This is a genomic window from Algoriphagus machipongonensis, assembly GCF_000166275.1.
Lineage (GTDB): Bacteria > Bacteroidota > Bacteroidia > Cytophagales > Cyclobacteriaceae > Algoriphagus > Algoriphagus machipongonensis.
In genome coordinates, this window is record NZ_CM001023.1 from 1816268 (window position 1) to 1828704 (window position 12437).

Here is a 12437-nt window from a genome sequence, read left to right on the forward strand (position 1 = left end):
ATTTCATTAAAGTATTGAATTTTAGATACACTTTCAAAAGATAGTTTCCCAAAAAGAGTTTTTTGATGCCCAAAAACCTATAAAAAAGATGAGGTAATTATTGTCTCATCAAGGATGAAAACTTCCTTTGGACAAAATCTCTTTTATCCCTCAAGATAAGTCTTAATTTTGTTGCTCATACCTATATTTTAACCTAACATGAATTCGATAAATCCTACCACAACACCAGCATGGGGAAGACTTCAAGATCTTGCCAAAGAATATAAAAATCTTCAGATTTCATCCCTTTTTGAAGAAAGAGAACGATTTGAGAGGTATAGCATACAGCTGGATGACATTTTAGTGGATTACTCCAAAAATAGAGTAAACGATGCCATTTTAAAGGCTCTTTGTGATTTAGCTAGAGAGACTGAATTGCATATCGCCATTGAGGATATGTTTAAGGGCGAGGCAATTAACCAGACCGAAGGAAGAGCTGTTTTGCATACGGCTTTAAGAAATAAGTCCGATCACACAGTTACTGTGGATGGGAAAAATGTGATTGAGGATGTCAATAGGGTATTAGGTCAAATGAAGACTTTTGCCGATAAAATCCAAAATGGAGAATGGTTAGGTTTTACGGGTAAACCTATTAAATCATTGGTGAATATCGGGATTGGTGGTTCGGATCTCGGTCCAGTGATGGTCACTGAGGCTTTGAAACCCTACAAGCATCCTGAGATTGAATGTTATTTTGTCTCCAATGTGGATGGGACTCATATCGCAGAGACATTAAAGAAAGTAGATCCAGAAACTACGCTTTTCTTTATCGCTTCTAAGACCTTCACGACTCAGGAAACCATGACCAATGCACATACTGCTAGAGATTGGTTTTTAGAGCATGCCCATCAAGATACGGATGTTGCCAAGCATTTTGTGGCACTTTCTACCAATGCTAAGGCAGTAGGGGAGTTTGGGATTGATACGGCCAATATGTTTGAGTTCTGGGACTGGGTAGGAGGAAGATATTCTTTATGGTCCGCTATTGGTTTGCCTATAGCTTGTACCATAGGTTTCGATAATTTTGATCAGTTGTTGAAAGGTGCTCATGCCATGGATAATCACTTCCGCCATTCTCAATTTAATAGGAATATTCCAGTACTATTGGCATTGATCGGCTTATGGAATACCAACTTCCTTGGAGCAAGCTCGGAGGCAATACTTCCTTATGATCAGTATATGCATCGATTTGCTGCTTATTTCCAACAGGGGAATATGGAAAGTAATGGTAAGTACGTCAGTCGCTCTGGTGAAAAAGTAAATTACACCACAGGCCCAATTATTTGGGGAGAGCCAGGTACCAATGGGCAGCATGCTTTCTATCAGTTGATCCACCAAGGCACCCATTTGATTCCTTGTGATTTTATTGCTCCGGCTATCTCGCATAATCCGATTGGAGATCACCATACTAAATTGTTATCCAATTTCTTTGCTCAAACAGAAGCTTTGATGAAAGGAAAATCTTTGGATGAAGTGAAAACTGAGATGAAAGCTGCGGGGATGTCTGATGAACAAATTGAGAAGATTGCACCTCATAGAGTTTTTGAAGGAAATAGACCTACAAATTCCATCTTGGTAAAAGAGATTACACCCTACACCTTAGGTTCCTTGATTGCCATGTACGAGCATAAAATATTTGTTCAGGGTGTGATTTGGGATATATTCAGTTTTGACCAGTGGGGAGTGGAGCTTGGAAAAGTACTTGCCAAGGGAATCTTACCAGAGCTGCATGGCCCAGAAGAAATCACAAAACATGATGGATCTACCAATGGATTGATCAATGCTTATAAGAAAATGAGATAAGCTTATTTATCGCTTGAATTTCTATAAAAAATGAAAACCGTTGAAATTAAATTTCAACGGTTTTTTTATTTCCAACTTACGCAACATTCAAAGTTGAGTACAAATCTGCTTACTTAAGGATTTTCAAACCTACGGCCTCAATTCCTGTTAATTCATTTTCTCTCATGTACTGAAGTAACGTGACCTTTTTCGTTTTAGGATTTAACTGGAATGGGAGTGAGTCGTAATAGGTGTAGCTACTACCAAAACCATCGCCCATGGGTTCTCCTGTTTTGGAATCAAACAAAGGAACATTGACTAATTGATTGTCTAGAATTACACCCAATGAATCTCTACTAATTAACCGCACGTAGCAATTCGAATAGGCATATTCTTCATTAAATCTAAAAGCAATTAGGCTTTGATTGGTAAGCTCCTCTACCTCAGTCAAGTTGAAGTTTAAGCTGTCGGCTATTCCCCAACTCTTATTTGAAATAGGCTTAAATTCTTCAAATACCCGATCCTCAGTACAGGATGCAAAAACCATCATTGCTAAAAGGATCAACCAAGAAAAACGTTTAATCATTTTTTGGTGGATTTTGATTGGGGCCTTGATTCTTTCTTGGTGGGAATTTTCTCTTACCTCCCGGTTTTCCACCTTCCTTCGGTTTTGGATTTGATTTGCCCTCTACAGGTGGCTTACCTTGCTTACCCTCGTTTTTCTTTGGGTTGGGGTTTTGCCTTGGACCTCTTTGTTTTTTTGGAGGGTTAGTTCCTTGTGCCTGAGGCTGTTCTCCCTGTGGGTTTCTAGGCTTTTTCCTATTTCTATTTTTTCTTCTTTTCGGGTCTCCAGATGGGTTTTGCTCTCTTTGAGGGGAATTTGGTCCTTTTTGGTTGCTTGTTTTAGCTTGAGGATTGTCGGAATTATTCCCCTGAGGTTGATCTCCTTGTTTATTTCTTGGTTTCTTTCTGGACTTTCTTCTCTTCTTATTCGGTGTAGCAAATTTCTGATCCAAAAGTTCTAGTTCTCTGGTAGATTTTGCAGCTAAATCTTCAATATCTGAAGCCTCATTGACCTGAAGATTAAAGACTTTTTTACCCTTGTTGTTCCACTCCAATATCTCATTGACACGCTCACAAGTGATGTTATGCCAATCATTTTCGTTATTGTAGCTAAACCACATCATTTTTCTGAAGATGTCGGTTTTTTGAAGTTTTGCGGGGCCAGCTTCTGTCTGCAATGGACGGTCGATTTGAGGGATATCCTTGATGGCATCCATGTACGTGTCCAGTTCATAGTTTAGGCAGCACTTCAATCTCCCACATTGGCCAGAAAGTTTTCCTGGATTTAATGATAGATTTTGGTATCTGGCAGCAGAGGTGCTGACATTTTTAAAATCCACTAGCCAAGTAGAGCAACAAAGTTCTCGTCCACAGATTCCCAAACCACCGATTCTTCCTGCTTCCTGTCTTAGGCTTATCTGACGCATTTCAACGCGGATTCTGAACTCAGAAGCCAGAACTTTGATAAGTTCACGGAAATCTACACGTTCATCAGCAGAATAGTAAAAAGTTGCTTTGGAATTATCTGCCTGAAATTCTATGTCAGACATTTTCATTTTTAATCCCAGCTCCTCTACAATTTGCTTGCAGCGGTAAAGGCTGGGGATTTCGCGGTTTTTGGCGTCCGCCCATTTCTCAAGGTCTTTTTCGGTCGCAATTCTATAAATGCGGAGGATCTCATCGTCATCTTTGATTTTCCGCTTTTGCATTTGCAATCGAACGAGTTCTCCCTGAAGAGATACGTAGCCAATATGATGTCCATTAGGAACATCTACGACCACAGGATCACCTGTCGTCAATGGAAGATAGTCTACATTTCTGTAGTATTCTTTTCGACCTCCTTTAAACTTAATCTCTACTATATCAAAGGTATCTACCTCCGGAATTCCCATATGACTTAACCAGTCGAAGGAATTCATTTTATTGCAATCGCTCGTACCACAGCTGCCGTTATTTTGACATCCGCCACCACCAGAAGTAGTTGAGCAAGTCGTACATCCACTCATAAGTATATATTTACAGGGCTAAATGCCCTGGGAAGTTTGGGTTTACTAAATCAGTTTTAAGATATCCTGTCCGATATCTTTTCTGTAATATGCTTTATCCCAATGAATGTTTTCCACTGTATCAAAAGCATTTTTTAAGGCCTCCTCTAGACTTTCTCCCATGCCGGTAATTGCCAAAACACGTCCCCCTTGGTTGACTATTTCGCCTTTATCATTTCTTGCTGTTCCTGCATGAAAAACGACAGTTCCTTTGGTGCTTTCCGGAATAGAGATTGGGAAGCCTTTTTCATAAGATCCTGGATAGCCGCCGCTGACCATAACTACCGTAGTGGCATATTGTGATGAAATCTCAATTTCATAAGTATCCAAGGTGCCCGTTCCAATACCATTTAATAAGTCTACGAAATCACTGGTAATCCTCGGTAATACGGCTTCTGTTTCTGGGTCACCCATTCGTACATTGTACTCAATCACGTAAGGTTCACCATTGTTATTCATCAAGCCTATGAAAAGAAATCCTTTATAGGGAATGTTTTCTTTAGCGAGGCCATCGACTGTTGGTTTTACTACAAGATCCTCAACTTTTTTCATGAAAGCTTCATCTGCAAAAACCACCGGTGTTACCGCTCCCATGCCTCCTGTGTTTAATCCAGTATCACCTTCACCTATGCGTTTGTAATCCTTTGCCTCTGGAAGGATTTTATAACTTTTTCCATCGGTAGCAACAAAAACAGATAGCTCAATTCCATAAAGAAACTCTTCCACAACTACTTTGGAAGAAGCGTCTCCAAATTTTTGTTCCAAAAGCATTTCCTTAAAAGAGGCTTTTGCTTCTTCTAAAGTCTGGCAAATCAATACGCCTTTACCCGCTGCCAAACCATCTGCTTTAAGAACGATGGGAAGGTTTTGGGTCTCCAAATAGGCAAGACCTGCGTCAATTTGATCAGCTGTAAAAGTTTCATAGGCTGCAGTAGGGACGTTATTTCTCTGCATAAAGCGCTTCGAGAAATCCTTACTTCCTTCCAGAGTTGCTCCTAATTGCGAAGGACCGACTACAGGAATTTTGGCAGTCTCATTTTGTGCAGCCAGGTAATCTACTAATCCTTTGACCAAAGGCTCTTCTGGTCCTACGACCACAAGATCAACTGCATTTTCTAGAATGAATGATTTAATTCCATCAAAATCAGTGATGGAAAGAGAGATGTTTTTAGCTATTTCTGCTGTACCTGCATTTCCAGGCGCAACGAATAGTTGTGAGCATTTAGGACTTTGTACAATTTTCCAGGCAAAGGCATGCTCTCTGCCTCCACTGCCTAATAAGAGTATGTTCATTGATTCAAATCTTGTTAGTTGGCATGTTCGGAAATGAATTTAATCCGATAGACCCGCAATTCATCTTCTGCAAAATCCTCGTCTTCTAATTCCTCCAGTGCCTCTTTAATACGATCGGTTTCTGCACTCATGAAATAATCATGGAGCAGGTCTTCCCTGTCTTCATCCATGATATTTTCGATGTAGTAATCGATATTTAATTTAGTGCCGCTATAGATGATCTGCTCGATTTCCTGCAGTAATTCACCCATACTGACATTCAGGTTGTCGGCGATTTCATCCAGATCAATTTTTCTATCAATTTGTTGAATGATCGTGATTTTGAGCTTGGATCTTGATCCGGCAGTCTTTACCACCACATCTGATGCAGTCTCAATTTCATTTTCTTCTACATAGTTAGAAATGATCTTTAAGAACGACGATCCAAATTTAGCGACTTTTCCCATACCAACACCGTTGATTTGTGCCAGTTCTTCTCTAGAAGTAGGATAAACAGTTGCCATTTCCTCCAATGAGGGATCTTGAAAGATAACATAAGGGGGTAAACCTTTAGATCGAGCCACTTTTTTGCGTTCTGCTTTAAGCAGTTCAAAAAGGTTTTCATCGTAGGCTACACCCGTTCTTTCTACTACTTCCGGCCCGTCAGTGTCAGTTTCGTTTTCGTAGTCATGGTCTTTATATAAATTGATGGAGTGGGGCGCATCCATAAAGGCTTTACCTCTAGGTGTGATTTTTAAAACTCCATAATTTTCTATGTCTTTTTCCAGTAGGTCAGCAATCATAGCTTGTCTTATGATAGCTGTCCAATATTTTTCAGGAACATGGTTCCCTTTACCAAAAGCCTCAATTTTATCGTGCTTATAGCTGGAAACGTAGTCGTTGGTCTCTCCAATGATGACTTTGACTAAATGCTCAATCCCAAATCGTTCATTGGTCTGTTGAACTGCTTCCATTGCGGTGAGGACGTATTCCATCCCTTCAAAAATCTCTCGATCCTTTTTACAATTGTCGCAATAGCCACAGTCTTTTTCAAAAGTTTCTCCAAAGTAGTTGAGGATAAACTTCCTTCTACAAACGCCAGTTTCTGCATAAGCTGCCATTTCATGAAGCAATACTCTGGCATTTTCTCTTTCAGTGACGGGCTTGTCTTTATTGAATTTCTCCAGTTTGACTATGTCCTCATATCTATAGAACATCAGGCAGTGGCCTTCTAATCCATCTCTTCCAGCACGACCAGTTTCCTGATAATAGCCTTCCAAAGATTTAGGTACATCGTAGTGAATAACATACCGCACATCCGGCTTGTCGATTCCCATTCCAAAGGCAATGGTGGCCACAATGACATCCAGTTCCTCATTAAGAAAATCGTCTTGATTTTTGATACGTATGGCAGAATCTAATCCTGCATGATATGGAGCAGCATTAATTTGATTGACTTGGAGTAGTTGAGCGATTTCTTCCACTTTTTTTCTACTCAGGCAATAAATAATACCAGACTTCCCTTTATGGTTTTTTATAAACTTGATGAGCTGCTTTTTGGATTCATTTTTCATCTTAGGCCGAACCTCATAAAAGAGATTGGTTCGGTTAAATGATGATTTAAACAAATCAGCTTCCTCCATTTGAAGATTGCGTTGAATGTCTTGTTGCACTTTTGGAGTGGCAGTGGCAGTCAATGCGATGATAGGAAGGTTAGGAGCTATCTGAGCAACAATCGTTTTGATTTTTCGATATTCCGGCCGAAAATCATGTCCCCATTCGGAAATACAATGCGCCTCATCAATAGCTACAAAACTGAGTTCGGCTGATTTTAGGAAAGCAATGTTCTCCTCTTTCGTTAAAGATTCCGGTGCAACATATAAAAGCTTGGTCTTTTTGCTCAATACTTCATTCTTGACTTTCGTGGACTCCGATTTGTTAAGGGTCGAGTTCAAGAAATGGGCATTGATTCCAATTGCTTTTAATTGATCTACTTGGTTTTTCATCAACGCTATCAAAGGGGAGATAACGATGGCTGTGCCATTAGACACGACTGCGGGTAATTGATAGCAGAGCGACTTTCCCGCTCCTGTAGGCATAATCACAAAAGTGTTTCTATGCCCTAGCAAATTGTCCACGATCGGCTCTTGGTTCCCTCGGAACTGGCTGAATCCAAATATTTTTTTTAGGTCTTCTTTTACTTTTTCTTCCACTTGAACAGGTACTTTAAATGGGTGCTCGAAGCCTGTAAACAGGAATGATTAATTACTTTTATACCTTTGTAACAAAACTACTGATAAACATAGGTAAAATTGAATTTAGCTAAAAATATTAGAAATACAGCGACTCGCGTACTTCAAAATGAGGCAAATGCGATATTAAAATTGATCGACTATTTAGACGGTGATTTTGTGGCCTGTGTGGAGCATGTTTTAAATTCCAAGGGGAGAGTGGTCATCACTGGAGTAGGGAAAAGTGCCATAATAGCACAAAAAATTGTCGCTACTCTTAATTCTACTGGTACTCCAGCGATCTTTATGCATGCAGCAGATGCCATTCATGGAGACCTAGGGATGATCCAGGAAGACGATGTGGTTTTATGCATTTCAAAAAGTGGGAATACTCCAGAGATAAAAGTTTTAGTTCCTCTACTCAAAAATTCGGGCTCCTTGCTAGTTGCTTTGGTGAGTAATACCGACAGTTATCTGGCAGAACATGCCACTTATGTGCTAAATGCAACAATTTCAGAAGAAGCATGTCCACATAATTTGGCTCCGACGACCAGTACTACAGCGCATCTTGCAATAGGGGATGCTTTGGCGGTATGTCTTTTGGAGGCCCGTGGATTTACTTCAGATGATTTTGCTAAATATCACCCAGGTGGATCTTTAGGAAAACAACTATATTTGAAGGTGAGTGATTTATTAACCAAAGATCAGTTGCCAAAAGTCAATGAAGAATCAGGACTGGCTGAGGTGATTTTGGAAATTTCTGGGAAAAGACTCGGCGCAACTTCCGTAATCGATGGTTCAGGTGATTTGGTAGGCATTATCACAGATGGAGATTTGAGGAGAATGCTTCAAAAAAGTCTTGATATCCAAAAGCTAAAAGCCAAGGATATTATGACTGCAAAGCCTAAAACTATTTCGAAGGATGAGTTTGCTATTCGTGCTTTAAACCAAATGAAAAAGTATAATATCACACAATTGGTTGCCATGGATGGAAATAAAATCGCTGGATTTGTCCATATTCATGACCTGATGAAAGAAGGAATCGTATAAACCCAAAGATGCAGAAGAAACCCTATATAGTAATTATGGCAGGGGGGATTGGCTCCAGATTTTGGCCATATAGCCGAAATGCCTGCCCAAAACAATTTTTAGATATTTTAGGTACAGGCAGGACTTTACTGCAAATGACTTTTGATAGGTATCTGGACGTATCAACTATTGATAAGTTTTTTGTTGTCACCAACCAGAGCTATTTCGATCAAGTACGGGAGCAATTACCCGAACTGGATGAGAGTCAGATTCTCACCGAGCCTCAAAGAAGAAATACTGCTACTTGTATCGCTTATGCGACTTATAAGATTCAGGCTTTAGACCCTGAGGCAAGTATGATTGTGGCTCCAGCAGATCATTTAATAACCCAAGAAAAAAAGTTTCATTCAGCAATCTCGAAATCTTTATTAGCAGCAGAAGTAGAGGGAAGACTGATCACCATGGGGATTAAGCCGAATCGGCCGGAAACAGGCTATGGCTATATCCAATACTTGGAACATGGAGAAGAAGGGGTGCACAAAGTGAAAACTTTTACAGAAAAACCGAATGCAAAACTCGCCAAGACATTTGTTGAAAGCGGTGATTTTGTATGGAATTCGGGAATGTTTATTTGGAAAGCCAAAAGTCTGGTTGCTGCCTATGAAAAGTATATGCCGGATGTTGCGGAGGTTTTTTCTGAAGGGAGAAATCAATTGGGAACCGAAAGAGAACCAGAATTTATTCTCAAAGCTTATTCCTTGCTTAAAAATATCTCCATTGATAATGGGATAATGGAGCAATCAGAAGACGTCTATGTGATTCCTACAGAGTTTGGATGGTCAGATTTGGGTTCCTGGAATAGTCTCTATGAGCTAAAGGAGAAGGATAAGAACAAAAATGTGGTAGAGTCCAATGCGGTGCTCTATGACACGCATAACTCCTACATTAAAGTGGATGGTAATAAGCTTGTCGTAGTGCAGGGACTTGATAATTACTTGATCAATGAGACGGATAATGTCCTCTTGATTTGCAAGCTAGATGCTGAGAATAAGTTTCGGGAATTTGTGGCGAATGCCAAAAAGAAAGGGGAAGACTATGTTTGACTCCCCCTTTTGAATTTTATTATTTTCTGCGCTGCCTCATGGCTTCGTAAATTGCCACGCCTGCAGATACAGAAACATTTAAACTTTCGATTTTACCAAGCATAGGGATATTCACTTTTTCATCAGCAATTCCCATCAACTCATTAGAGATTCCATCTTCTTCAGAACCCATGATCATGGCTACTGGAGAAGCGAAATCTGCTTCATACATATCCTTATCAGACTTTTCAGTGATAGCCACCAAGGTTAAGCCCATCTTTTGTAAGTCTCTGCAGGTATAGAAAAGGTTTTTGACACGAACGACCGGAAGGAAGTTCAATGCTCCAGCAGAAGTTTTAACTGCATCAGAATTGATCTGTGCACTTCCTTTGGATGGAATGACGATCGCATCTATACCTGCGCATTCTGCAGATCGAGCGATGGCGCCAAAGTTTCTTACATCTGTGATTCTATCCAGAATCAACACCAAAGGAGATTTTCCAACCGAAAAGCAACTTTCGATCACATGATCTAAGGAAGCATATTCGATGGAGGAAATATAAGCTACGACCCCTTGGTGATTTTTCCGTGTTACTCGATTTAATTTTGCATCTGGTACACGTACCACAGGCACTGCATTCGCTTTACAAACCTGCAGCAATTCTTTTATTAAATCATTATTCAGCTCTTTTTGAACAAGAACCTTGTCCATTTCTTTTCCGGCATGAATAGCCTCCATGACTGCTCTTGTACCAAAAATAAAATCTTTTTCTGTAGCTCCTTTTTCTATTAGAAAGCCATCCTTCCGCTTCTCCATATGGAAATGTTTTTGAACCAAACAGGCTGATAAGCTCTGGAGCGGTTCAGCGAGTAATAGTGTGGGGTGAGAATATTCTTTACGCGTACAAAAGTAAAGCGAATTTTTGAACTCCCGCTAATTCCTCCGTAAGACCATACCTCTCTATCCAAATAAAAATTTACTTCTGAGGGTGGACCCATTACAATGTAAACCATGCCACGATCCGTTTTCCAACCTTCTTTAAATTCTGTGAAAAGGATATTAGCAAACTCCACCTGTCTGAAATACTCTTTAATCAGCTCCTTAGCAGTGTCTGGATTTCGTGTTAAATTATACCAATATTGATCTAGCGCTTTCTTTTTGTCTTCTGCACTAAGTAAAGTCTCATGTTCTTTTCTGGTGGAAATATAAGTCACCATTTGTACCATTTCATCCCAATCCCTCACTTTAGGAAAAGCCTCATGGGTCGTTTTGATCATAAACCCTGAAGCATCTGAAGTATCCTGCTGCACAAAATAATACCCTTGATTCTCTAAACTTTCCGGAACATTGGTTAAGAAGTCTCCCTGATCAACCACCTCAAGTTCCTTGGGAACAGGGGGAGACTTGGTTTCCATCGGTGGATAAGGGATTTCAAATGACACCGGATAAAAGAATTTATGCAGGCTTGGACCTTTTGGGGAGTTAAAGAGTAAGGATTGTCCTGAGTTAAGGAAGTTCTGGTCAAAAGGGACATCATTTGCGTAATAGGCTCCGAAAGTAGGCTGGTCGTATACAAAGGAACTTTTCAGATCTATATGGTAATAATATTCGTCTCCTTGACGGGTATCAAGAACTGTCAACAAGGCAATAGCAACCTCCTGGCCTTCTGGGATAGTAACGGTTTTTTCAAAATACCAATGCCTATCCGTATCGGCAGTTAAATCGTTCTCGGTTAATAAATTTACTTGATCATCTAATATCTCCTCTTCATAGCTATCCAAGACAGAATAGGAAAAGCTGAACGCGTTAAATGATGGGTTTTCTTCTATTTTTTCCACCACCATCTGCAATTTAAATTCGTTCGAACCTAGTTTAATGGGGATGATTTTAAGGCCTAATCTGGAGTACCTGGAATATCGTAGCGCCTGATTGAGGTTAGAAAGTTTCTTTTGTGGAAAAGCTGAAAAAACGGTCCCTATACTTAATATGGAAAAAAGCAGGAGGAATTTTAGTTTAAGCTTCATGGAATGATCTTATCGGGTTTTGAAAATTAAGCTTACTTTTGCCAAAATAGTAAAATTTTGTATGGCTACCTATACAACGGAAATCGCATCTGATAAGTTAATCAGTGACAATCCTATTCATCAACGATTACTCAAAGCGTACATTGCAGCTCAACCCTGGATTTCAGGTAAATTACTTGAAGTGGGATGTGGAGAAGGCAGGGGAGTAGAAATACTTTTGCCCCATGCTACCGGTTATTTGGGGATCGATAAAATTCAGGAAGTGATCGACATGCTTCATGAAAAACACCCGGGTGTTGATTTCAAACAAGCAGTTATCCCGCCGTTTAAAGGTATAGGAGATAATTTATTTGATACCGTGGTGAGTTTTCAGGTGATCGAGCACATTGAAAACGATCGATTATTTTTAGAGGAAATTTACCGAGTGTTAAAGCCAGGTGGAAAAGCTATCATTTCCACACCAAACATCAATCATACCTTATCTAGGAATCCCTGGCATGTAAGAGAATATACTCCTCAGCAACTCATTGATTTATCAGCAAGTATTTTTGATGAGGTGGAGGCAAAAGGTGTTGGAGGAAACGAAAAAGTTTGGGCTTATCATGAGGCCAATAGAAAGTCTGTTCAGAAAATTATGCGTTTTGATATATTTGACCTTCAACACAAGCTTCCTGCAGCGATTTTAAGAATGCCCTACGAGATCCTTAATCGAATGAATCGAAATAAACTTCATAAGCAGACGAGTAATGCAGTGGAGATTACTCATGATGATTATCCAATTGTAGAAGACCCAAAAAATGGTTTGGATCTATTTTACATTTTAAAGAAGAAATAAAAACCATTTCTAATAAAAAAAGGGGCTGGAATTA

Annotated in this window: 10 protein-coding genes; 4 read left to right on the top strand and 6 right to left on the bottom strand. The window is 39.7% G+C overall.

The annotated features are described in order from the left end of the window. Window positions 1-198: 198 nt before the first annotated feature. Window positions 199-1842 (top strand): glucose-6-phosphate isomerase, encoded by a 1644-nt coding sequence (pgi, locus tag ALPR1_RS07850; protein WP_008199761.1) that lies wholly within the window; start codon window positions 199-201, stop codon window positions 1840-1842. Between the two features lie 109 nt (window positions 1843-1951). On the opposite strand, the gene ALPR1_RS07855 is transcribed toward pgi, so the two are convergent. The 4 genes from ALPR1_RS07855 to recQ form a co-directional block, all read right to left on the bottom strand. Next, window positions 1952-2407 carry a gliding motility lipoprotein GldH gene (locus tag ALPR1_RS07855; RefSeq protein WP_008199762.1) on the bottom strand — a complete coding sequence of 152 codons (456 nt, stop codon included), beginning with the start codon at window positions 2405-2407 and terminating at the stop codon, window positions 1952-1954. After that, on the bottom strand, window positions 2400-3803 hold the full coding sequence (gene ricT / locus ALPR1_RS07860) for a regulatory iron-sulfur-containing complex subunit RicT (RefSeq protein WP_008199764.1): 1404 nt from the start codon (window positions 3801-3803) through the stop codon (window positions 2400-2402). Before ricT ends, ALPR1_RS07855 begins: the two co-directional genes overlap by 8 nt. 132 nt (window positions 3804-3935) lie before the next feature. Beyond that, window positions 3936-5222 carry a phosphoribosylamine--glycine ligase gene (gene purD, locus ALPR1_RS07865; protein ID WP_008199765.1) on the bottom strand — a complete coding sequence of 429 codons (1287 nt, stop codon included), beginning with the start codon at window positions 5220-5222 and terminating at the stop codon, window positions 3936-3938. A 14-nt stretch (window positions 5223-5236) separates the two neighbouring features. Next, a complete protein-coding gene (recQ, locus tag ALPR1_RS07870; protein ID WP_008199766.1) occupies window positions 5237-7414 on the bottom strand; it encodes a DNA helicase RecQ in 2178 nt (725 codons plus the stop codon). A 99-nt stretch (window positions 7415-7513) separates the two neighbouring features. On the opposite strand from recQ, the gene ALPR1_RS07875 reads away from it, so the two are divergent. Together ALPR1_RS07875 and ALPR1_RS07880 are read left to right on the top strand one after the other, a co-directional pair. Then, complete coding sequence (locus ALPR1_RS07875) at window positions 7514-8482, top strand: KpsF/GutQ family sugar-phosphate isomerase (protein WP_008199767.1); 969 nt, start codon at window positions 7514-7516, stop codon at window positions 8480-8482. A gap of 8 nt (window positions 8483-8490) precedes the next feature. After that, window positions 8491-9564: a mannose-1-phosphate guanylyltransferase gene (locus ALPR1_RS07880; RefSeq protein WP_008199768.1), complete on the top strand. Its 1074-nt coding sequence runs from the start codon at window positions 8491-8493 to the stop codon at window positions 9562-9564. A gap of 19 nt (window positions 9565-9583) precedes the next feature. Here the strand turns inward: ALPR1_RS07880 and rlmB are convergent, their stop codons facing one another. Then, a complete protein-coding gene (rlmB, locus tag ALPR1_RS07885) occupies window positions 9584-10360 on the bottom strand; it encodes a 23S rRNA (guanosine(2251)-2'-O)-methyltransferase RlmB (RefSeq protein ID WP_008199769.1) in 777 nt (258 codons plus the stop codon). Beyond that, window positions 10333-11568, bottom strand: a complete 1236-nt coding sequence (locus ALPR1_RS07890) for a GWxTD domain-containing protein (RefSeq protein WP_008199770.1) — start codon at window positions 11566-11568, stop codon at window positions 10333-10335. Before ALPR1_RS07890 ends, rlmB begins: the two co-directional genes overlap by 28 nt. A 61-nt stretch (window positions 11569-11629) precedes the next feature. On the opposite strand from ALPR1_RS07890, the gene ALPR1_RS07895 reads away from it, so the two are divergent. After that, window positions 11630-12403 carry a class I SAM-dependent methyltransferase gene (locus tag ALPR1_RS07895; protein WP_008199772.1) on the top strand — a complete coding sequence of 258 codons (774 nt, stop codon included), beginning with the start codon at window positions 11630-11632 and terminating at the stop codon, window positions 12401-12403. Window positions 12404-12437 lie beyond the last annotated feature (34 nt).

Bases quoted from the DNA above. Each gene is read 5' to 3' on its own strand.
- pgi (WP_008199761.1), top strand. From the start codon at position 199: ATGAATTCGATAAATCCTACCACAACACCAGCATGGGGAAGACTTCAA.
- ALPR1_RS07855 (WP_008199762.1), bottom strand. From the start codon at position 2,407: ATGATTAAACGTTTTTCTTGGTTGATCCTTTTAGCAATGATGGTTTTT.
- ricT (WP_008199764.1), bottom strand. From the start codon at position 3,803: ATGAATTCCTTCGACTGGTTAAGTCATATGGGAATTCCGGAGGTAGAT.
- purD (WP_008199765.1), bottom strand. From the start codon at position 5,222: ATGAACATACTCTTATTAGGCAGTGGAGGCAGAGAGCATGCCTTTGCC.
- ALPR1_RS07880 (WP_008199768.1), top strand. From the start codon at position 8,491: ATGCAGAAGAAACCCTATATAGTAATTATGGCAGGGGGGATTGGCTCC.
- rlmB (WP_008199769.1), bottom strand. From the start codon at position 10,360: ATGGAGAAGCGGAAGGATGGCTTTCTAATAGAAAAAGGAGCTACAGAA.
- ALPR1_RS07890 (WP_008199770.1), bottom strand. From the start codon at position 11,568: ATGAAGCTTAAACTAAAATTCCTCCTGCTTTTTTCCATATTAAGTATA.
- ALPR1_RS07895 (WP_008199772.1), top strand. From the start codon at position 11,630: ATGGCTACCTATACAACGGAAATCGCATCTGATAAGTTAATCAGTGAC.